The sequence below is a fragment of the Mycobacterium sp. 050272 genome (genome assembly GCF_039023525.1).
GTDB lineage: Bacteria > Actinomycetota > Actinomycetes > Mycobacteriales > Mycobacteriaceae > Mycobacterium.
In genome coordinates this window covers 90,214-110,344 of the sequence record NZ_JBCHKV010000013.1, presented here as the reverse complement: position 1 = coordinate 110,344, position 20,131 = coordinate 90,214, and the positions used below count along the sequence as shown (strand labels likewise).

Genomic DNA, 20,131 nt, shown 5'->3' with positions numbered 1-20,131 from the left:
TATGCCAAACAGCCAGCCGCCCAAGCCCCTTGACGGGTACCGGGTTCTCGATTTCACGCAGAACATCGCCGGGCCGCTGGCTGGACAGATCATGGCCGACCTCGGTGCCGAGGTCATCAAGGTCGAGGCACCCCACGGCGAAGCGGCCCGGCAGATCGTCGCGGTGCTGCCCGGCCGGCCGCCGCTGCCCACCCTGTTCTGGCCTCACAACCGCGGCAAGAAGTCGGTGGCGGTGGACCTGACCAAAGACGAGGCCAAACAACAGATCTTGCGACTTGTCGACACCGCCGATGTCGTGCTGGAGGGGTTCCGGCCTGGAGTGATGGAGCGTATGGGCCTGGGCCCCAGTGAGTTACAAGCGCGCAACCCGAAGCTGATCTACGCCCGCTTGTCCGCCTACGGCGGCAACGGCCCGCAGGGCTGCCGGCCGGGCGTCGACCTGATGGTGGCCGCGGAGTCGGGCATGACCACCGGAATGCCCACGCCCAGCGGCAAACCACAGATCATTCCGTTTCAGCTCGTCGACGCGGCCAGCGGCCACGTGCTGGCGCAGGCGGTGCTGGCCGCGCTGCTCAATCGCGAGCGGCACGGCGTGGCCGACGTGGTGCGCGTCGCGATGTACGACGTCGCGGTCGGCCTGCAGGCCAGCCAGCTCACGATTCACCTGAACAAGCCCGCCGAGCAGCCCACGCCGAAGGCGGACCCGGCGCCAACGGCCAAGAAACGCAAGGGCGTTGGCTTCGCCACCCAGCCGTCGGATGCCTTCAAGGCCGCGGACGGGTACCTGGTGATCAGCGCGTATGTGCCCAAGCACTGGGCAAAGCTGTGCGAGATCATCGGCCGGCCCGACATGTTGGAGGACGAACGGTTTATCGACCAGCGGTCCCGCGCGATGAACTACCACGAGTTGACCGAGGAACTCGAGGCGGCGCTGGCCGCCAAGACCGCCGCCGAATGGGTTGAGCTACTGCAAGAAGGCGGCTTGATGGCCTGCCTGGCCTACACCTGGAAGCAGGTCGTCGGCACCCCGCTATTCGCCGAAAACGAACTGGCTCTGACCGTCGGCAGTGGCGACGATGAAATCACGGTGATCCGCACTCCGGCCCGTTACTCCAGCTTCGATGCGGCGGCCGCCGATCCCCCGCCCGCTGCCGGCCAGCACAACGACATGTTTCTGGCCGAGTCCTGATTTCGCGCACCGGCTTTCTTTGAATCGCCGATGAAACCACTTGTTGTCAAAGCCGGGACACCTGGTTTTCTTTGAGTTGTCGATGAATTCGTAGGCGTTTAGCACGGTGATCGGGCAGTCGGGGAAAGCTTGCTCACACGAACTAGCCGCAGGCGGCACGACGTCTTGTCGTCCGCTTATCTGATTTGTCTTGGTCGCCGGGGCCGGTGGGCGCGTGATTGACACACGACGTTCTACCGGTCATAAAGAGTCGTCAGCTTTGGGGTAGCGGACCGCCGCTTGCCGACTTCCTAACCGTTGGAGGAGTCGACTTATGAATGCGCTTGTAGAAGCGGCCAAATCCGGGCCGCTGCTGAAGAATCTGCGCCACGACGTTCCCGCATCACTCGTCGTCTTCCTTGTGGCCCTGCCGCTTTCGCTGGGTATCGCGATCGCCTCCGGAGCTCCGCTGGCCGCCGGCTTGATCGCCGCGGTCGTGGGCGGCATCGTCGCGGGCACTTTCGGCGGGTCGTCGGTCCAAGTCAGTGGCCCGGCTGCGGGCCTCACGGTCGTGGTCGCCGGACTGATCGATGACTTCGGGTTCCCAATGCTGTGCCTGATGACGATCGGCGCGGGTGCGTTGCAGATCGCGTTCGGGCTGAGCCGGCTGGCGCGGGCCGCGCTGGCTATTGCTCCGGTGGTCGTGCACGCGATGCTGGCGGGTATCGGTATCACGATCATTTTGCAGCAGATTCACGTACTGATGGGAGGATCGTCACACAGCTCTGCCTGGCAGAATCTGGTGGCGTTGCCCAGCGGGATTCTGCATCACGAACTGCACGAGGTGATCACCGGTGCAACGGTCATCGCGATCTTGTTGGTGTGGTCGAGGCTGCCCGCCAAGATTCGGATGATCCCTGCCCCGCTGGTCGCCATCGTCGCGGCGACCGCGCTGGCGATCGCGGCGGGGCTGGATACTGATCGAATCTCACTGTCGGGCAACTTCTTCGACGCGCTCAACCTGCCTCACCTCTCGGCAGCGACCCCGAAAGGCAAGCCGTGGCTGGACGAGACCGAGGACATCGTCATCGGTGTGTTGACGATCGCCCTGATCGCCAGTGTCGAATCGTTGCTGTGCGCGGTCGGTGTCGACAAACTGCACAACGGTCCACGCACGAATTTCGACAAGGAGATCATCGGGCAGGGCACCGCGAACGTGGTATCCGGATTGCTTGGCGGACTGCCGATTACCGGTGTCATCGTACGTAGTTCGGCCAACGTGGCAGCGGGCGCCCGCACCCGCATGTCGGCGGTGCTGCATGGCGTGTGGATCCTGCTGTTCGCATCGCTGTTCACCGACCTGGTGGAACTCATCCCGAAGGCCGCGCTGGCCGGACTCCTGATCGTGGTCGGCGCCCAGCTGATCAAGCTGGCTCACATCAAATTAGCCTGGCGCACAGGCAACTTCGCCGTGTACGCCGTCACCATATTGTCGGTGGTGTTCCTGAACCTGTTGGAAGGTGTGCTCATCGGGCTCGCCGTCGCCATCGGCTTCCTACTGGTGAGGGTGACCCGCGCGCCGGTCGCGGTGCAACCGATCGGCGGTGAGCAGTCCAAGCAGTGGCGAATCGATATCGACGGCACGCTGAGCTTCCTGTTGCTGCCCCGCCTGACCAAAGCGCTCGCGTCGGTGCCGCAGGGGACCGAGGTGACGCTGAACCTGAACGCGGACTACATCGACGACTCGGTATCGGAAACGATCGAGGATTGGCAACGCACGCACGAGGCGCGCGGTGGAGTGGTGGTTATCGTCGAGACGACCGGAGCGAAGCTGCAGAACGCGCATGCGAGCCCGCCGAAGCGTCACTTCGCGTCCGCTCCGATCGGGCTGGTGCCGTGGCGGTCGACGCGTGCCAATCACGAAAATAACGGCGACGCTTCGATTCTCGACCGCGTCGATGAGTACCACCGCAATGGCTCGGCAGTTTTGCACCAGCACATCTCGGGACTCGGCGGTGCCCAGGACCCGTATGCGCTGTTCCTCACCTGCGCGGATTCCCGGATCCTGCCGAACGTCATCACCGCCAGTGGCCCCGGCGACCTGTACACCGTCCGCAACTTCGGCAACCTGGTGCCGACCGACCCTGACGACCGATCGGTTGACGCCGCACTCGAATTCGCGGCCAGTCAGTTGGGCGTGCGTTCGGTTGTCATCTGCGGGCATTCGTCGTGCGCGGCGATGAAGGTGCTGCTGGACGACCTGCCAGACGACACAGCCGGTCAGTCGGCGACGCCGATGGGCCAGTGGCTGGAATACGCCGGCGAAAGTCTGGCCGCCTACCGCGATCACCATCCGGCGCGCGCCAGCGCACAGGCCAACGGGTACTCGGAGATCGACCAGCTGAGCATCGTCAACGTCGCCATCCAGCTGGAAAGACTGACCCGCCATCCGATCTTGGCGACCGCGGTCACCGCCGGCGATGTCCAGGTGGTGGGCATCTTCTTCGACATCGCGACCACCCGGGTGTACGAGGTGACGCCGCGCGGCATCGTGTGCCCCGAAGAACCCCTGGCTACACGCCCGGCAGACGAACCACCTGCAGGAAGAACTCGTCGATCTGCCGTACCGCACTGATGAATTGGTCGAGGTCGACCGGCTTGGCGACATAAGCGTTGGCGTGCAGCTTGTAGCTGCGCAGGATGTCTTCCTCCGCCGAGGAAGTGGTCAGCACGACGATCGGGATACGCGCGAGATCCGCGTCGGACTTCACCTTTTCCAGCAGCTGGCGCCCGTCGTACTTGGGCAGGTTCAGATCCAGCAGGATGAGATCCGGTCGCGGGGCGCCCTCGAATTGACCGCGCTTGTAAAGGAAGTCGAGCCCTTCTTCACCGTCATGCGCGACGTGCAGCCGATTCTGGAACTTATTGTGCTCCAATGCTTCCCGTGTGATGAGTTCGTCTCCCGGGTCGTCTTCAACGAGCAGGATCTCGATTGCTCTAGTGGCGGGTGTCATTGGCGCGCTCCTTCCAGGGCGGCTGGGTGTGCTACGTCCACGGCAGCGGGGAGCGTGAACTCGAATCGGGTTCCGTCGGTGTAGGTCGTGTCGATGCGGACCGCGCCGTCGTGGTACTCGACGATCTTCTTCACCAGCGCCAGGCCGACACCCGTCCCCGGGTATACCTCGCGCCCGTGCAGCCGCTGAAAGATCACGAACACCTTTTCGGTGAACTCCTCGGCGATGCCGATGCCGTTGTCCGACACGGTCAGTAGCCACTGGTGAGTATCGGGGCGCAGCTGGCAGTCGATGACGATCCGGGGCGACCGGTCCACGTGACGGAACTTGATCGCATTGCCAATCAGGTTCTGCCACAACATTGTCAGCAATGTCGAATCTCCGAACACCTGCGGCAGCGGGTGGGCCGGGCGAACGATCTCGGTGTTCGACTCCTCGATGGCGGTGGCGAGGTTGGCCACGGCCGCATCCAGTGCCATGTCCAGGTCGACCTCGGTTTGTTTGCCACCCACCCGGCCGACTCGAGAAAAGCTCAGCAGATCGTTGATCAACACCTGCATCCGTTTGGCGCCGTCGACCGCGTAGTTGATGTATTCGATCCCGCGCTCGTCGAGCTGATCGCCGTAGCGCTTTTCGAGCAACTGGCAGAACGAGGCGACCTTGCGCAGCGGCTCCTGCAGATCGTGTGAGGCGACATAGGCGAACTGCTCGAGTTCGGCATTGGATCGCTTCAACTCGACTGCCTGTTCGTCCAATCGCGCCTCGGCCGCGCGCGAGACGTCCAGCGCCGAAACGATTCGCTGGCGCATGTTCTCGACATCGATCGCCATGTCATGGATATCCTTGGGCCGCTGCGGGACCGAGATGGTATCGGTGAAGTTGCCCTCGGTGATCCGTCGGCATGACGCCGCCAGCCCTGCCAGCGGCAGGGTGATTGCACTGCGGGTCAGCACGCCCAACGTGATGGCGAGGCCGAAGAAAACCAGCACAATCGCGACCAGCACGCGGTCCCGCCAGGCCTTGATGTCGTTCAGTTCGTCATTAGCCTGCGCGGCCGCCGCGGCGAGGTCGGTATTCTGGGTTTCGAAAAGTCCACGCAAATGGTCGAATTCGACTTTTCCGCGATCCGCCATCCTGGTGTTCACCACGTCGGGGGCGGTGGGGGTCACGCTCGCGATCAACGGCTCGGCGGAACTGGCCCGCCAATTGGCGGCGGCCCGCTCGACGGCGTCCAAATCGTTGACCAGGTCCACGCGCTGACCGAGCAGCCGCCGGGCCTCCTCGGCCGCCGCCTGTTCGGCATGTTGCCCGTCGTAGTAGGGCGTCAGGAACTGCCGGTCGGCGGCGATCGCATAGCCACGCACACCGGTTTCCTGGTCGCGCAACGCTGCCTGCAGCTGCAGGGCGGCCCGCCGCGCGGGCTGAATCTGTTCGGTCAGGCCGCGCGACACCTCGTCGGTTCGATTCAGCAACGCCGCGCCCGCCGCGGCGCCGGCGAGCACCAGCAAGCCCATGCTCAACAAGACGAGGAATAGCCAACCGCGGACTGTCAGCTGAGCACGCGGGTGCCCGTCGGTCATCATGTCGCCGTCCGCTCTACCCGCACCACAGCGATGTCGTCGGTCAGACCACCGCGCGGCTGGGCGAGTTCCTCGGCGCCGTCGATCAGCGCGTCGACGAATGCCGACCCGGGCAACCCCGCATGGTTACGCGCGAGTGAAAGCAAGCCATCCTCCCCCAGTCGCTGGTTGCCGGTTCCGCTGTAGCCCTCGAAGAGGCCGTCGGTGAGTAGCAGTAGCCCCCGGCCCACCGGCAGTTCCAGCTCGGACTGCGGCCAGTCGTCGGCGCGCAGTCCCAGCGCCGGACCGCCCGGCGGCTCGATCCATTCCACCGTGCCGGCGCCTTGGCGCAACATACCCGGGTGGCCGGCCCGGATACAGGTGATGCGCGGGGTGTCGGGCGGAATCTCCAGGGACAGGACGGTGGCGAAGACCCCGCTGCCGGCGCGTTCGGCCTGCAGCACCCGCTCCAGCTGGCGCATCGACTCGGCGGCGCGCACGCCCGCGAATGTCAGCGCGCGCCAAGCGATTCGCAGCGCCGCGCCCAAGGCGGCCTCGTCGGGCCCGTGCCCGGCGACATCCCCGATCAAGACGTGCACAACCCGGTCCGGCGTCTGCACGACGTCGTAGAAGTCACCGCACAGCAGCGCATCCACCCGACTCGGCCGGTACCGGGCGACGATCTCGACACCCGGGTTTTCCAGCAGCAACGGCGACGGCAATAGGCCGCGTTCGAGCAGAGCGTTCTCGCGGGCTCGAAGCTGAGTCGCGTGCAGGTCCGCGGCGATGATCTCAACCCGCTTGCGTTCGATCGCGTAAAGCAGCGCACGGCGCAGCATTTCGGGTTCGACGCGGCCCTTGACCAGATAGTCCTGCGCCCCGGCCGCGACAGCGGATGCCCCGAAGTTCTCGTCGTTCAATCCGGTCAACACCACGATCGGGACTGTCGCGTCGCGCTTGGCGATGCGGTCCAGCGCATCGATACCGCTGGCGTCGGGCAAGTTGAGATCCAGCAGTACGCAGTCCGGCCGGGCCGAGGCCAGCTCGCGCTCGGCGTGCGCCATCGATTGCGCCCAGGTCACCCGGATGTCGTCGACCGCGTCGGCGATCAGATCCTCGACCAACACGGCGTCGGCCCGGTCGTCTTCGACCAGGAGTAACGACAGGGTCTGCCAGTTCGCCGCCGGGGTGACAGGGCTAAGCATTCCGCACCCCTTGCCGCAGTCGTAACCTGCTCATTCGGCGCTACCCGTGGCCGCTACCCTCCGAACGGCACACGCTGAGCTTGGTCGTAGCGCTCGATCTTATTAGTCGAGCTGAATGTGAGGCTAACGGGTCCCGGCACAAGTTCAGCGCAGCAACGCCCGCGACATCACCACGCGCTGAATCTGGTTGGTGCCCTCGTAGATCTGGGTGATTTTGGCGTCGCGCATCATCCGCTCGACAGGGAAGTCGACGGTGTAGCCGGCGCCGCCGAACAGCTGCACGGCGTCGGTGGTGACCTCCATCGCGACGTCGGAGGCAAAGCATTTCGACGCCGCCGAAATGAAGCCCAGGTTCGACTCGCCACGCTCGGCCCGCGCCGCGGCGCTGTAGACCATCAGCCGAGCGGCCTCCACTTTCATCGCCATGTCGGCCAACATGAACTGCACACCCTGAAAGCTGCTGATCGACTCGCCGAACTGCTTGCGGTCCTTGGTGTAGGCGATCGCCGCGTCCACCGCGCCCTGCGCGATCCCCACGGCCTGAGCGCCGATGGTCGGGCGGGTGTGATCCAACGTGGCCAGCGCCGTCTTGAACCCGGTACCGGGCTCACCGATGATCCGGTCGCCCGGGATGCGGCAGTTCTCGAAGTACAACTCCGTGGTCGGTGAACCCTTGATGCCCAGCTTGCGTTCCTTGGGCCCGACGGTGAACCCCTCGTCGTCCTTGTGCACCATGAACGACGAGATACCGTTGGCGCCCTTGTCCGGATCGGTCACCGCCATCACCGTGTACCAGCTCGACTTGCCGCCGTTGGTGATCCAGCACTTGGCGCCGTTGAGAATCCAGTCGTCCCCGTCGGCCTTGGCGCGGGTGCGCATCGAGGCCGCGTCGCTGCCGGCTTCGCGCTCGGACAGTGCATACGACGCCATCGCGGTGCCATCAGCGATCGACGGCAAGACCTGCTTCTTCAGGTCGTCCGAACCGCGCAGGATCAGGCCCATCGTGCCGAGCTTGTTCACCGCCGGAATCAACGACGCCGACGCATCGACCCGGGCGACCTCCTCGATGACGATGCACGCCGCCACCGAGTCCGCGCCCTGACCGCCGTACTCCTCGGGCACATGCACCGCGTTGAAGCCCGAGGCGTTCAGCGCGTCCAGCGCCTCCTGCGGGAAGCGGGCATTCTCATCCACATCCGCGGCGTGCGGTGCGATTTCCTTTTCCGCCAGCGCCCGAATCGCCGCCCGTAACTCCTGGTGCTCCTCGGGCAATCCGAACAGATCGAAGTCGGGGTGTCCGGCCCATCCAGCCATCTTGAAATCTCCTAGCCCTCTTGCTACTCGCCGGTAACTTTACCCTGGAGCTCTTGCAGGGCCTCATCCTTGGCCCGCACGCTGTCGGCCAGCTGCTCCTGGAACGCCACGATCCGGGCCCGCAGCGCGGGATCGGAGGAGCCGAGCATCCGCACCGCCAGCAGCCCCGCATTGCGGGCGCCGCCGATCGAGACCGTGGCCACCGGCACGCCCGCGGGCATCTGCACGATCGACAGCAGTGAGTCCATGCCGTCCAGCCGGGCCAGCGGCACCGGCACCCCGATCACCGGCAGCGGCGTCGCGGACGCGACCATGCCGGGCAGGTGGGCAGCGCCCCCGGCGCCCGCGATGATCACCTCGATGCCGCGGTCGGCCGCGCCGCGGGCGTAGTCGAACATCACGCCCGGGGTGCGGTGCGCCGAGACCACCCGGACCTCGGCCGGGATGTCGAACTCGGCCAGCGCCGCGGCGGCGTCGGCCATCACCGACCAGTCGCTGTCGCTGCCCATGATCACCCCGACCCGGGGGTTGCTACTCATGCGGATCCCATCCGTCCGTCCACTGCCCATGTGACAACCAGTGTGCCGCCAACTCGGCGCGTTCACGCAGCTTCGGCAGGTCCGCGAGGTCGTCGCCGAGGAAGTTGACATGCCCGACCTTGCGGCCCGGCCGCTCGTCCTTGCCGTAGAGGTGCACTCGCGCGTCAGGCATGCGCGCGTACAGGTGGTGCAACCGCTCGTCGACGGTCATCTCCGGCGTGCGCGTAGCTCCCAGCACGTTGGCCATCACGGTCACCGGCGCGATGGCATCGGTGTCGCCGAGCGGATAGTCCAGCACCGCCCGCAGATGCTGTTCGAACTGGCTGGTGCGCGAACCGTCCATCGTCCAGTGCCCGGAGTTGTGCGGGCGCATCGCGAGCTCGTTGACCAGCAGCGCACCGCTCGTCGTCTCGAACAGCTCGACAGCGAGCACACCGACCACGCCGAGTTCGGCCGCCAGCCGCAGCGCCAGCTGCTGTGCGGTCGCGGCCACGCCCTCGGGCAGCTCGGGCGCGGGCGCGATCACCTGCACGCAGATGCCGTCGGCCTGCACCGTCTCCACCACCGGCCAGGCCGCACCCTGACCGAACGGCGAGCGGGCCACCAGCGCGGACAATTCACGACGCAGTTCGACCCTTTCCTCGAGCACCACCGCTACGCCGTCGGCCAGGTACCCACGGGTGATCTCGCGCGCATCCGCCAGGTCGCGCGCCAGCCGCACGCCCCGGCCGTCGTAGCCCCCGCGGGCCGCCTTGACCACCAGCGGGGCGTCGACACGGCTCACGAACGCGTCCACTTCGTCGAGGCGATCGAGGGAATCCAGGCCGAGATAGCGCGGCACCGCGGCACCCAGCGCCTCCAGCCGGCGGCGCATCACCAGCTTGTCCTGGGCGTGCACCAAAGCCTGCGGTGGCGGTGCCACGTTGACACCGTCGGCGACCAGCTTCTCCAGCAGCTCCGTCGGGACGTGCTCGTGATCGAAGGTCAGCACGTCGGCGCCCGCGGCGACCCGGCGCAGGTCCTCCAGATCGGTGTGCGAGCCGATCATCACATCGGGGGTGACCTGGGCGGCAGGCTCGTCGGCGGACAGCGCCAGCACCCGCAGACTCTGCCCCAGCGCGATCGCGGCCTGGTGCGTCATCCGGGCTAGTTGGCCGCCGCCGACCATGGCGACCAACGGGCTGCGTGTACTCGGCACGGCCATCATGGTGTCACGGCACCCAACGGCGTGTTGACCGGCTGTGACGCGAAATCGTTATGTACCATTTTGCGCCGTTTTCGAGTCCGTCCGTACACTCACGTGTTGTGTCCTTTGCCGATGCCACAATCGCGCGCTTGCCCCGGGCTTTTCAGCCCTATGCACAGCGCCATCATGAATTCATCAAATTTGCCATCGTCGGGGGCACCACCTTCATCATCGACTCGGCAATTTTCTACACGCTCAAGCTGACGATTCTCGACACCAAGCCGGTGACGGCGAAGGTGATCGCGGGCATTGTCGCGGTCATCGCGTCCTACGTGCTGAACCGCGAATGGAGCTTCCGCGACCGGGGCGGTCGCGAGCGCCACCACGAGGCGCTGCTGTTCTTCGCGTTCAGCGGCGTGGGGGTGCTGCTGAGCATGGCGCCGCTGTGGGTTTCCAGCTACGTGCTGCAGCTGCGCGAACCGATGGTGTCGCTGACCGTGGAGAACGTCGCGGACTTCGTCTCCGCCTACATCATCGGCAACCTGCTGCAGATGGCTTTCCGCTTCTGGGCGTTCCGGCGCTGGGTGTTCCCCGACCAGTTCGCCCGCAACCCCGAGAAGGCAATCGAATCCGCGCTTACCGCGGGCGGGATCGCCGAGGTGTTCGAGGACGAGGTCGAGTCCGGCAACGTCACCCTGCTGCGCGCCTGGCGCAATCGGCGCAGCCGGATCAATCAGCTCGGCGACTCCTCGGAACCCAGGGTGTCGAAGACTTCGTGATACAGCAGCGCGTGCACCTCGCGCAGCCGCGGAATGTTGTAGAACTCCAACGGATCTTGTGACGCCGACTCGATAATCAGTGTCCCGGTGCGAAACGGGCGCTCCCAAATCTTGTCCCGGAATTCGACGCTGTTAATCCGCGCGAGCGGGATATCGATACCGCTGCGGGTCAGCAATCCGTGGCGATACATCACCCGGCGATTGGTGACGACGAAATGTGTAGTGAGCCAAGTCAAGAACGGAAACAGCGTCAGCCAGCCGACGATCACCAACCAGATCCCCCAGATGACGCCGTGGATGATGTTCTTGGCCAGCTGCTCCCAGTGCGTGGAATTGACGTAGCCCGACCCGAACGCCGCCAGCACGGTCACCAGGATGAAAATCACCACCGGCCAGATCAATCGCTTCCAGTGCGGATGGCGATGTATGACGACCTGTTCGCCGGCGGCCAGGGCGTTGTCGGGATAGCTCATGTGGTGACACTAGCCCCGCAAATGCATGACGTCACCGGCAGAAACGACGACGGTCTCGTTGCCGGTCTCCAAACACAGCCGGCCGTGATCGTCGATTCCGCTGGCAGTCCCGACGATTTCCTTGCCGCCGGGCAGCTGGGCGCGCACCCGGGTGCCGATGGTCAGGCTGCGTGCCCGGTAGTCGGCGGCTAACTGCCAGTCGGCCCCGCGAGCGGCCTGCCACGCGACGATCCGGCCGCCGAGTTCGCGTAGCACCGCGCGCAGGAGCTGATCGCGGTCGGGGGCGGTGACACCCAGGTCGAACAACGAGGTCGCCCCCGGCCCGTCGACCTCCCCAGGTGCCTGAGTCACGTTGAGCCCCAAGCCAATTACCACAACAGGTCGTGACACCTCGGCCAGGATTCCGGCCAGCTTGCCACCCCCGGCCAGCACGTCGTTGGGCCACTTGAGGCCGAGTTCCACCCCCTGCAGCAGCGGGGCCACGGCGTCGACCACCGCCACCCCGGTGGCCAGCGGCAGCCAGCCCCACCCGGTGACCGGGACGTCCACGACGCTCACCGCGACCGACATCGTGATCTGTGCCCGCGGCGAAGCCGACCAGGCACGGCCGTGCCGTCCGCGACCGGCGGTCTGGTGTTCGGCGATCAGCACCGCTCCGGCGATGTCGGTGCCGTCGGCGGCGCGAGCCAGAAGATCGGCGTTCGTGGAACCGGTCTGCTCGACGACATCGAGTCGCCGCCAACCCAATCCGGTCCCGACGAGCTCGGTGCGCAGCGCGGCCGCATCCAGTGGCGGCCTCAATGAGTCGCGATCCATCGACGTCCAGCCTAGAGGGCTGCGGCTGCGTGCCGGCGGTCTCGCATGTCCAGCGCCGCCAGGTGGCTGAACAGCATGCTGGTCCCGATCGGGTTGCCGCCGCCGGGGTACGCCAGCCCGCTGGGTGCGGCCATCGTGTTGCCCGCCGCGTACAGACCGGGGATGGGGTTGCCCGAGGTATCGAGCACCCGCGCCGCGGTGTCGGTGCACAGGCCGCCCTTGGTGCCCAGGTCGGACAGGCCGAACTGGGCCGCGTGATACGGCGGCGAGTCGATCGGCACCAGCGGCGATGCGCCCGCCGAGAAGGCGCGGTCGAAGGCCTCATCGCCGCGGCCGAAGTCTTCGTCGACGCCGGATGCGGCAAAACGGTTGAACCGGGCCACAGTCGCGGCCAGCCGATCCCCCGGGACCCCGATCCTGGCGGCCAGCTCCTCGAGGGTGCCGGCGGTGTGCCACAGCCCGGCGGCAACGTAGCGCTCGGTCTCGACGATGGACACGTTGGCGGCCTTGACCGGCGGCACCTCGCCTTCCTTGTCGTCGTAGATCATCCAGTACGGCAACGACATTGAGCCGTCTTGCAGCTGCGCGATGATCTCGCGCCCCGCCCGGTCGTAGGCCCGTGACTCGTTGACGAACCGGTCGCCGTGCTGGTTGACGAAGATGCCGCCGGTGAACCACAGCGCGAACGCCGAGCGGCCGTCGGGATGGGTCATCCCCGGTGACCACCACGCCTGGTCCAGCAGGTCGGTGGCCGCGCCCACGGCGATGCCGGCCTGTAGCGCCAGACCGCGACTTCCCGGGCCGCCCATGGTGTCTCGCGCCACGCCCGGCACGCCGTATTCGCGGCGCAACTCCTCGTTGGCTTCGAAACCCCCGGCGGCCAGCAGCACGCCCAGCCGGGTGCGGATCGCGCGGCGCTCGCCGGCGGCCTCGACGATCGCTCCGGTGACCCGCCCGTCGGACATCACCAGTTCGACCAGCGCGGTGTCGCGTCGCAGCGACGCGCTCGGGTACTGCTCGATGGCCTTGAGGAAACGCGCGATCAGCGCGCGGCCGCCGAGGTAGTAGTCGGGCGGCGTTTGCGCGCCGAGCCGGTCGGTGTCCAGCGGCCCGCGAATCGCATCGCGCAATTCGGGAGCCGCGGCCACCTTCAAGGGCTTCGCCGCGATGTGGCGCTGCCCGTCCAGGCGCGCCTTCGGTGCCTTGCCGTAATAGTCCGGCCAGGGCAACGGCACGAACTTGATGTTGGGGTCTTTCTCCAGGTACTCGATCAGCGGCGCGCCACCGCGCACGAACGTCTCTTGCAGGTCGCGGGGCGTACGATCGCCGACCACGGCCCGGTAGTAGGTGAGCGCGTCCTCGATGGTGTCGTCGTCCATGCCCGCGCGCACCAGCACCGGATTGCACGGGAACCAGACGCCGCCGCCGCCGGAATAAGCCGTCGTGCCACCGAATTTCCCGGTCGCCTCGATCAGCAGCACCTCGAGGCCCTCGCGCGCCGCGGTGTAGGCACCGGTGACCCCGCCGCCACCCGATCCCGCGACCAGCACGTCGTACTCTTCACTCCACTGCACCGTGCCCATAGTCAGCGCAGCCTATCCCCGCCGCTAAGCTCGACTCCCATGACGAGCGTTACCGACCACACTGCGGAACCCGCTGCCGAGCACACCATCGACATCCACACCACCGCGGGCAAGCTGGCCGAGCTGCACAAGCGCCGGGAAGAATCGTTGCACCCCGTCGGTGAAGAGGCCGTCGAGAAGGTGCATGCCAAGGGCAAGCTGACCGCCCGCGAGCGCATCCTTGCTCTGCTGGACGAGGACTCGTTCGTCGAGCTCGACGCGCTGGCCAAGCACCGAAGCACCAACTTCGGCCTGGAAGCCAACCGCCCGCTCGGCGACGGTGTGATCACCGGGTACGGCACCATCGACGGCCGCGACGTCTGCATCTTCAGCCAGGACGCCACGGTGTTCGGCGGCAGCCTCGGCGAGGTCTACGGCGAGAAGATCGTCAAGGTCCAGGAGCTGGCTATCAAGACCGGCCGCCCACTGATCGGTATCAACGACGGCGCCGGCGCGCGGATCCAGGAAGGCGTCGTCTCGCTGGGCCTGTACAGCCGCATCTTCCGCAACAACATCCTGGCCTCCGGCGTCATCCCGCAGATCTCGCTGATCATGGGTGCCGCTGCCGGCGGACACGTGTACTCCCCCGCCCTGACCGACTTCGTCGTGATGGTCGACCAGACCAGCCAGATGTTCATCACCGGGCCCGACGTCATCAAGACCGTCACCGGCGAGGACGTCACGATGGAGGAACTCGGCGGCGCCCACACCCACATGGCCAAGTCGGGCACGCTGCACTACGTCGCCTCCGGTGAGCAGGACGCCTTCGACTGGGTTCGCGACCTGCTGGGCTACCTGCCGCCCAACAACTTCACCGACGCGCCCCGCTACGCGGTGCCGGCGCCGGAGGGTCCGATCGAGGAGAACCTCACCGAAGAGGACCTCGAGCTGGACGCGCTGATCCCGGACTCGCCCAACCAGCCGTACGACATGCACGAGGTCATCACCCGCATCCTCGACGACGACGAATTCCTGGAAGTTCAGGGCGGTTACGCGCAGAACATCGTCGTCGGATTCGGCCGGGTCGACGGGCGGCCGGTCGGGATCGTGGCCAACCAGCCCACTCAGTTCGCGGGCTGCCTGGACATCAACGCCTCGGAGAAGGCAGCCCGGTTCGTGCGGACCTGTGACTGCTTCAACATCCCGATCATCATGCTGGTGGATGTGCCCGGCTTCCTGCCGGGCACCGGCCAGGAATACAACGGCATCATCCGGCGCGGCGCCAAGCTGTTGTACGCCTACGGTGAGGCCACCGTCCCCAAGATCACCGTCATCACCCGCAAGGCCTACGGCGGCGCGTACTGCGTGATGGGGTCCAAGGACATGGGCTGCGATGTCAACCTGGCCTGGCCCACCGCGCAGATCGCGGTGATGGGCGCCTCCGGTGCGGTCGGCTTCGTCTACCGCCAGCAGCTCAAGCAGGCCGCCGCCGAGGGCCGCGACGTCGACGAGCTGCGGCTGCAGTTGCAGCAGGAGTACGAGGACACGCTGGTCAACCCGTACGTCGCCGCCGAGCGCGGCTACGTCGACTCGGTGATCCCGCCGTCGCACACCCGCGGCTACATCGCCACGGCGCTGCGGCTGCTGGAACGCAAGATCTCCCACCTGCCACCGAAGAAGCACGGGAACATTCCCCTGTGAGCGCCGAGACGAACGGTTCAGCCCCAGTGAGCGACGAGGCCGTCAATACGCCGCACGTGCCGCACATCCAGATTTTGCGAGGCCGTCCCACCGCCGCGGAGGTGGCCGCGCTGATCACCGTGCTGGGCAGTGTCGGGGGTGGCGCGGCGCCCGAGCAACCGGAAAAGACCCGCTGGGGACTTCCGGTCGACAAGCTGCGCTATGCGATCAGTAACTACCAGCGAGTCACCCTGCAGGAACGCATCCACATGCAGCGATGACCCGCGTCGTGCTCGGGTCGGCCTCCACTAGCCGCCTCAAGGTGCTGCGCCAGGCGGGCATCGATCCCCTGGTTGTGGTCTCCGGCGTCGAAGAGGATCGCCTGATCGACAGTCTGGGACCCCACGCAGCGCCCGGCGACGTGGTCTGTGCGCTGGCCCAGGCCAAGGCCGAGCAGGTGGCCGGCGAATTGGATGCCGCCGTCGCAACGGATTGTGTTGTGATCGGCTGTGATTCGATGCTCTACCTCGATGGCAGGCTGTGCGGCAAGCCGGAATCGGTCGAGGCCGCGCGCCAACTCTGGCAGGCGATGGCCGGGCGCTGCGGCCAGCTTTATACCGGCCACTGCGTTATTCGGCTGCAGGACAGCAACATTGTCCATTGCGAAGCGCAAACATCAATCACCACAGTGCATTTCGGAACGCCGGAGCCCGACGACCTGGAGGCCTACCTGGCCGACGGCGAATCGCTGCGGGTCGCCGGCGGCTTCACCCTGGACGGCCTGGGCGGCTGGTTCATCGACGGCGTCGACGGCGATCCGTCCAACGTGATCGGTCTGAGCCTGCCGCTGGTGAGGTTGCTGCTGCGGCGGGCGGGGCTGTCGGTGGCCGCGTTGTGGGCGGTCAACGCCGAGCGGGAACCGTAGGGTCGCGGCATGGCCACCTGGACGGAGTTCGCCGAGCAGGCGCCGCGCATCGCAGACATCTTCACACGCAGGCATCGCGCGACCGGCAACCTGTGCATGCTGGCCACGCTGCGCGCCGACGGCTTCCCGCGGATCAGCCCGATGGAACCGCGCATCTTCGAGGACCAGTTGTGGCTGCCCGGGATGCCGGGCACCACGAAATTCGCTGACCTGCTGCGTGATCCACGGTTTTGCCTGCATACCGCGACGGTCGACAACCAGCTGGCCGACGGCGACGCCAAGCTGTGGGGCTTCGCGCGCGAATGCAGCGACAGCGCGCGCCGCGAGCGGTTCGTCGAGGACTTGGCCGAGGACACCGGATTGGATCTGCGCGGCGAGGACTTCGCCTTCTTTGGCACCGAGATCACCGGCGCATCGGCGATCGAGCTGCGCGACGAGCGCCTCAACGTCACCGTGTGGAAGCCGGGTCAGCCGGAACGCGTGGTTCCGAAACACTGAGGGTGAGTAGGCTTTGCCATGTGCCGCTACCCCCCGATTCAAGCCCCACGCTGTCGGCCTACGCCCACCCCGAACGCTTGGTCACCGCCGACTGGCTGTCCGGCCACCTCGGCTCGCCCGGTCTGGCGATCGTCGAATCCGACGAGGACGTGTTGCTCTACGACATCGGACACATCCCCGGCGCCGTCAAGATCGACTGGCACACCGACCTCAACGACCCGCGGGTCCGCGACTACATCTCCGGTGAGCAATTCGCGGAGCTGATGGACCGCAAGGGCATCTCGCGCGACGACACCGTGGTCATCTACGGCGACAAGAGCAACTGGTGGGCGGCGTACGCGCTGTGGGTCTTCACGTTGTTCGGCCACCCCGATGTGCGGTTGCTCAACGGCGGGCGTGACCTGTGGCTGTCCGAGCGACGGGACACCAGCCTCGAGGTGCCGACCAAGACCTCGACCGGCTACCCCGTCGTGGCCCGCAACGACGCGCCGATCCGCGCCTACAAGGACGACGTGCTCGACATCCTGGGCAGCCAGCCGCTGATCGACGTGCGCTCCCCCGACGAATACACCGGCAAGCGCACGCACATGCCCGACTACCCCGAAGAGGGCGCGCTGCGGGCCGGGCACATCCCCACCGCCCGATCGATCCCGTGGGGCAAGGCGGTCGACGAGAGCGGCCGGTTCCGCAGCCGCGAGGAACTCGACGAGCTCTACGGTTTCCTGCAACCCGACGACAAGACGGTCGTCTACTGCCGTATCGGCGAGCGGTCCAGCCACACCTGGTTCGTGCTCACCCACCTGCTGGGCAAGCCCGGTGTGCGCAACTACGACGGGTCCTGGACCGAGTGGGGCAACACCGTGCGGGTGCCGATCGTCGCGGGCTCCGAACCGGGCCAGGCACCGGGAGCCGTACCGGCCTGATGACTCTGCCCGCTCCCCTGGCCGAGGTGGTGTCCGACTTCGCCGAAGTGCAGGGTCAGGACAAGCTGAAGCTGCTGCTGGAGTTCGCCGACGACCTGCCGGACCTGCCCGAGGATCTGGCCGAAGCGGCGATGGAGCCGGTTCCCGAGTGCCAGTCGCCGCTGTTCCTGCATGTCGACGCGCACGACCCGAACCGGGTGCGGCTGTATTTCAGCGCTCCCGCCGAAGCGCCCACCACCCGTGGGTTCGCGTCGATCCTGGCCGCCGGCCTCGACCAGCAACCGGCCGCCGACATCCTGGCGGTGCCCGAAGATTTCTACAGCGAGCTAGGGTTGGCCGCTCTGATCAGCCCGCTGCGGCTGCGGGGCATGTCGGCAATGCTGGCCCGCATCAAAAGGCGGCTGCGAGCTACCGCCGAGTAACCCCCGAATACCGACACCGCCTCATCGTCCCGACGGCGCGGCGCTTAGACTTCCCCCGAAATCGTTGTAAGAAATTCTCTTAGAGACGCACGCAGAACAATCTCTGCCGATAGGCCAAAACAGGAGGCGCAGTGGCCAGTCACGCCAGCTCAAGGATCTCCAAGGTGCTCGTCGCCAACCGCGGCGAAATCGCTGTCCGGGTGATCCGGGCGGCCCGCGACGCGGGCCTGTCCAGCGTGGCGGTGTACGCCGAGCCCGACGCCGACGCGCCCCACGTGCGTCTGGCCGACGAGGCGTTCGCCCTGGGCGGTCAGACTTCCGCCGAGTCCTACCTGGACTTCGGCAAAATTCTCGACGCGGCGGCCAAGTCCGGCGCCAACGCCATCCACCCGGGTTACGGCTTCCTGTCGGAGAACGCCGATTTCGCCCAGGCGGTCCTGGACGCCAACCTGATCTGGATCGGGCCCAGCCCGCAGTCGATCCGCGATCTCGGCGACAAGGTCACCGCCCGCCACATCGCCGCTCGCGCCCAGGCGCCGCTGGTGCCCGGCACCCCCGATCCGGTCAAGGATGCCGACGAGGTGGTGGCCTTCGCCAAGGAGTACGGCGTGCCGGTCGCGATCAAGGCGGCCTTCGGTGGTGGTGGCCGCGGCATGAAGGTGGCCCGCAGCATCGAAGAGATCCCCGAGCTGTTCGAGTCGGCCACCCGTGAGGCCGTCGCGGCCTTCGGTCGCGGTGAATGCTTCGTCGAGCGCTACCTGGACAAGCCGCGCCACGTCGAGGCCCAGGTGATCGCCGACCAGCACGGCAACGTCATCGTCGCCGGCACCCGCGACTGCTCGCTGCAGCGCCGCTTCCAGAAGCTGGTCGAGGAGGCCCCGGCGCCGTTCCTCACCGACGCGCAGCGCAAGGAGATCCACGAGTCGGCCAAGCGGATCTGCAAAGAGGCGCACTACTACGGCGCGGGAACCGTCGAATACCTGGTGGGCCAGGACGGCCTGATCTCGTTCCTCGAGGTCAACACCCGTCTACAGGTTGAGCACCCGGTCACCGAGGAGACCGCGGGCATCGACCTGGTGCTGCAGCAGTTCAAGATCGCCAACGGCGAAAAGCTGGACATCACCGAGGACCCGACACCGCGCGGGCACGCGATCGAATTCCGGATCAACGGCGAGGACGCCGGCCGCGGCTTCCTGCCGGCACCCGGACCGGTCACCCGCTACGACATCCCGACCGGCCCCGGCGTGCGGCTGGACTCCGGCGTCGAGGCGGGCTCGGTGATCGGCGGCCAGTTCGACTCGATGCTGTCCAAGCTGATCGTGTACGGCGCCACCCGCGAGGAGGCGCTGGCGCGCTCGCGCCGCGCGCTGGACGAATTCCACGTCGAGGGCCTGGCCACGGTCATCCCGTTCCACCGCGCCGTGGTGTCCGACCCGGCGTTCATCGGCGACGGGAAGAGTTTCGCGGTGCACACCCGCTGGATCGAGACGGAGTGGGACAACACCGTCGAGCCGTTCACCGGCGGTGAGCCGCTCGACGAGGAGGAGACTCAGCCCCGGCAAAAGGTGGTCGTCGAGGTCGACGGCCGCCGGCTCGAGGTGTCGCTGCCCGGCGATCTGGCGCTGTCCAACGGTGGCGGTACCGGCGTGACCGGCGCCGGCGTCGTCCGCAAGAAGCCGAAGCCGCGCAAGCGCGGGGCGCACGGCGGCGCGGCGGCCTCGGGCGACGCGGTGACCGCTCCGATGCAGGGCACCGTGGTCAAGGTCGCGGTCGAGGAGGGCCAGCAGGTCGTGGTCGGGGAACTGGTGGTGGTCCTCGAAGCGATGAAGATGGAGAACCCGGTCACCGCCCACAAGGACGGCACCATCACCGGCCTTGCGGTGGAAGCCGGCATCGCCATCACCCAGGGCACGGTCCTCGCCGAAATCAAATAGCTGCTGACCAGGCTACCTGGGAATCAGCTAAGTAAACGTTGTCGGCTTCCGGCACCGGGGGTAGGGTTCGAGTCAGGTTGAGTTCACAGCCGCCCGGACTATGTGAGCGCCGCGCGGAAGGCGAATTCCCACCT

At 66.8% G+C, this 20,131-nt stretch carries 19 protein-coding genes; 10 read left to right on the top strand and 9 right to left on the bottom strand.

The window, feature by feature from the left end:
* Position 1 precedes the first annotated feature (1 nt).
* Positions 2 to 1,189, top strand: a complete 1,188-nt coding sequence (locus tag AAHS21_RS22385) for a CoA transferase (protein ID WP_342929740.1) — start codon at positions 2 to 4, stop codon at positions 1,187 to 1,189.
* 313 nt (positions 1,190 to 1,502) lie between these two features.
* Positions 1,503 to 3,803, top strand: a complete 2,301-nt coding sequence (locus AAHS21_RS22380; protein ID WP_342929739.1) for a SulP family inorganic anion transporter — start codon at positions 1,503 to 1,505, stop codon at positions 3,801 to 3,803.
* Here AAHS21_RS22380 and AAHS21_RS22375 read toward each other — a convergent pair.
* The 6 genes from AAHS21_RS22375 to AAHS21_RS22350 all read right to left on the bottom strand — a co-directional run bounded on the left by AAHS21_RS22375 (position 3,742) and on the right by AAHS21_RS22350 (position 10,006).
* Complete coding sequence (locus AAHS21_RS22375) at positions 3,742 to 4,182, bottom strand: response regulator (RefSeq protein ID WP_342929738.1); 441 nt, start codon at positions 4,180 to 4,182, stop codon at positions 3,742 to 3,744. The genes AAHS21_RS22380 and AAHS21_RS22375 overlap by 62 nt on opposite strands.
* On the bottom strand, positions 4,179 to 5,765 hold the full coding sequence (locus tag AAHS21_RS22370; protein ID WP_342929737.1) for a CHASE3 domain-containing protein: 1,587 nt from the start codon (positions 5,763 to 5,765) through the stop codon (positions 4,179 to 4,181). The genes AAHS21_RS22375 and AAHS21_RS22370 overlap by 4 nt, the downstream gene beginning before the upstream one ends.
* A complete protein-coding gene (locus tag AAHS21_RS22365; RefSeq protein ID WP_342929736.1) occupies positions 5,762 to 6,946 on the bottom strand; it encodes a SpoIIE family protein phosphatase in 1,185 nt (394 codons plus the stop codon). The genes AAHS21_RS22370 and AAHS21_RS22365 overlap by 4 nt, the downstream gene beginning before the upstream one ends.
* A 144-nt stretch (positions 6,947 to 7,090) precedes the next feature.
* The gene (locus tag AAHS21_RS22360) at positions 7,091 to 8,260 is read right to left on the bottom strand and encodes an acyl-CoA dehydrogenase (protein WP_342929735.1); all 1,170 of its coding nucleotides are present in this window, start codon (positions 8,258 to 8,260) and stop codon (positions 7,091 to 7,093) included.
* 23 nt (positions 8,261 to 8,283) lie between these two features.
* A complete protein-coding gene (gene purE / locus AAHS21_RS22355) occupies positions 8,284 to 8,799 on the bottom strand; it encodes a 5-(carboxyamino)imidazole ribonucleotide mutase (protein ID WP_342929734.1) in 516 nt (171 codons plus the stop codon).
* A complete protein-coding gene (locus AAHS21_RS22350) occupies positions 8,792 to 10,006 on the bottom strand; it encodes a 5-(carboxyamino)imidazole ribonucleotide synthase (RefSeq protein ID WP_342929733.1) in 1,215 nt (404 codons plus the stop codon). Before AAHS21_RS22350 ends, purE begins: the two co-directional genes overlap by 8 nt.
* A gap of 98 nt (positions 10,007 to 10,104) precedes the next feature.
* Here AAHS21_RS22350 and AAHS21_RS22345 point away from each other — a divergent pair, with 98 nt between their 5' ends.
* On the top strand, positions 10,105 to 10,764 hold the full coding sequence (locus AAHS21_RS22345; protein WP_342929732.1) for a GtrA family protein: 660 nt from the start codon (positions 10,105 to 10,107) through the stop codon (positions 10,762 to 10,764).
* On the opposite strand, the gene AAHS21_RS22340 is transcribed toward AAHS21_RS22345, so the two are convergent.
* The 3 genes from AAHS21_RS22340 to AAHS21_RS22330 are packed head-to-tail and all read right to left on the bottom strand — an operon-like array spanning position 10,719 to position 13,636.
* Positions 10,719 to 11,237, bottom strand: a complete 519-nt coding sequence (locus tag AAHS21_RS22340; protein ID WP_342929731.1) for a PH domain-containing protein — start codon at positions 11,235 to 11,237, stop codon at positions 10,719 to 10,721. The two genes, AAHS21_RS22345 and AAHS21_RS22340, sit on opposite strands and share 46 nt — an antisense overlap.
* A 9-nt stretch (positions 11,238 to 11,246) precedes the next feature.
* The gene (locus tag AAHS21_RS22335) at positions 11,247 to 12,053 is read right to left on the bottom strand and encodes a biotin--[acetyl-CoA-carboxylase] ligase (protein ID WP_342929730.1); all 807 of its coding nucleotides are present in this window, start codon (positions 12,051 to 12,053) and stop codon (positions 11,247 to 11,249) included.
* An 11-nt stretch (positions 12,054 to 12,064) separates the two neighbouring features.
* On the bottom strand, positions 12,065 to 13,636 hold the full coding sequence (locus tag AAHS21_RS22330) for an FAD-binding protein (RefSeq protein ID WP_342929729.1): 1,572 nt from the start codon (positions 13,634 to 13,636) through the stop codon (positions 12,065 to 12,067).
* A 39-nt stretch (positions 13,637 to 13,675) separates the two neighbouring features.
* Between AAHS21_RS22330 and AAHS21_RS22325 the strand changes: the two genes are divergently transcribed.
* The 7 genes from AAHS21_RS22325 to AAHS21_RS22295 all read left to right on the top strand — a co-directional run bounded on the left by AAHS21_RS22325 (position 13,676) and on the right by AAHS21_RS22295 (position 19,997).
* Positions 13,676 to 15,316 (top strand): acyl-CoA carboxylase subunit beta, encoded by a 1,641-nt coding sequence (locus AAHS21_RS22325; protein WP_342929728.1) that lies wholly within the window; start codon positions 13,676 to 13,678, stop codon positions 15,314 to 15,316.
* Positions 15,313 to 15,576, top strand: coding sequence for an acyl-CoA carboxylase subunit epsilon (locus tag AAHS21_RS22320; protein ID WP_342929727.1), 264 nt, complete (start codon positions 15,313 to 15,315; stop codon positions 15,574 to 15,576). Before AAHS21_RS22325 ends, AAHS21_RS22320 begins: the two co-directional genes overlap by 4 nt.
* On the top strand, positions 15,573 to 16,220 hold the full coding sequence (locus tag AAHS21_RS22315) for a nucleoside triphosphate pyrophosphatase (protein WP_342929726.1): 648 nt from the start codon (positions 15,573 to 15,575) through the stop codon (positions 16,218 to 16,220). Before AAHS21_RS22320 ends, AAHS21_RS22315 begins: the two co-directional genes overlap by 4 nt.
* Before the next feature lie 9 nt (positions 16,221 to 16,229).
* Positions 16,230 to 16,718, top strand: coding sequence for a pyridoxamine 5'-phosphate oxidase family protein (locus AAHS21_RS22310; RefSeq protein WP_342929725.1), 489 nt, complete (start codon positions 16,230 to 16,232; stop codon positions 16,716 to 16,718).
* A 20-nt stretch (positions 16,719 to 16,738) separates the two neighbouring features.
* The gene (locus tag AAHS21_RS22305; RefSeq protein WP_342929724.1) at positions 16,739 to 17,641 is read left to right on the top strand and encodes a sulfurtransferase; all 903 of its coding nucleotides are present in this window, start codon (positions 16,739 to 16,741) and stop codon (positions 17,639 to 17,641) included.
* Complete coding sequence (locus AAHS21_RS22300) at positions 17,641 to 18,063, top strand: SufE family protein (RefSeq protein ID WP_342929723.1); 423 nt, start codon at positions 17,641 to 17,643, stop codon at positions 18,061 to 18,063. Before AAHS21_RS22305 ends, AAHS21_RS22300 begins: the two co-directional genes overlap by 1 nt.
* 131 nt (positions 18,064 to 18,194) lie before the next feature.
* The gene (locus AAHS21_RS22295; RefSeq protein ID WP_342929722.1) at positions 18,195 to 19,997 is read left to right on the top strand and encodes an acetyl/propionyl/methylcrotonyl-CoA carboxylase subunit alpha; all 1,803 of its coding nucleotides are present in this window, start codon (positions 18,195 to 18,197) and stop codon (positions 19,995 to 19,997) included.
* Positions 19,998 to 20,131: the final 134 nt, after the last annotated feature.

Bases quoted from the DNA above. Each gene is read 5' to 3' on its own strand.
- AAHS21_RS22385 (WP_342929740.1), top strand. From the start codon at position 2: ATGCCAAACAGCCAGCCGCCCAAGCCCCTTGACGGGTACCGGGTTCTC.
- AAHS21_RS22380 (WP_342929739.1), top strand. From the start codon at position 1,503: ATGAATGCGCTTGTAGAAGCGGCCAAATCCGGGCCGCTGCTGAAGAAT.
- AAHS21_RS22375 (WP_342929738.1), bottom strand. From the start codon at position 4,182: ATGACACCCGCCACTAGAGCAATCGAGATCCTGCTCGTTGAAGACGAC.
- AAHS21_RS22370 (WP_342929737.1), bottom strand. From the start codon at position 5,765: ATGATGACCGACGGGCACCCGCGTGCTCAGCTGACAGTCCGCGGTTGG.
- AAHS21_RS22365 (WP_342929736.1), bottom strand. From the start codon at position 6,946: ATGCTTAGCCCTGTCACCCCGGCGGCGAACTGGCAGACCCTGTCGTTA.
- AAHS21_RS22360 (WP_342929735.1), bottom strand. From the start codon at position 8,260: ATGGCTGGATGGGCCGGACACCCCGACTTCGATCTGTTCGGATTGCCC.
- purE (WP_342929734.1), bottom strand. From the start codon at position 8,799: ATGAGTAGCAACCCCCGGGTCGGGGTGATCATGGGCAGCGACAGCGAC.
- AAHS21_RS22350 (WP_342929733.1), bottom strand. From the start codon at position 10,006: ATGATGGCCGTGCCGAGTACACGCAGCCCGTTGGTCGCCATGGTCGGC.
- AAHS21_RS22340 (WP_342929731.1), bottom strand. From the start codon at position 11,237: ATGAGCTATCCCGACAACGCCCTGGCCGCCGGCGAACAGGTCGTCATA.
- AAHS21_RS22335 (WP_342929730.1), bottom strand. From the start codon at position 12,053: ATGGATCGCGACTCATTGAGGCCGCCACTGGATGCGGCCGCGCTGCGC.
- AAHS21_RS22330 (WP_342929729.1), bottom strand. From the start codon at position 13,636: ATGGGCACGGTGCAGTGGAGTGAAGAGTACGACGTGCTGGTCGCGGGA.
- AAHS21_RS22325 (WP_342929728.1), top strand. From the start codon at position 13,676: ATGACGAGCGTTACCGACCACACTGCGGAACCCGCTGCCGAGCACACC.
- AAHS21_RS22315 (WP_342929726.1), top strand. From the start codon at position 15,573: ATGACCCGCGTCGTGCTCGGGTCGGCCTCCACTAGCCGCCTCAAGGTG.
- AAHS21_RS22310 (WP_342929725.1), top strand. From the start codon at position 16,230: ATGGCCACCTGGACGGAGTTCGCCGAGCAGGCGCCGCGCATCGCAGAC.
- AAHS21_RS22300 (WP_342929723.1), top strand. From the start codon at position 17,641: ATGACTCTGCCCGCTCCCCTGGCCGAGGTGGTGTCCGACTTCGCCGAA.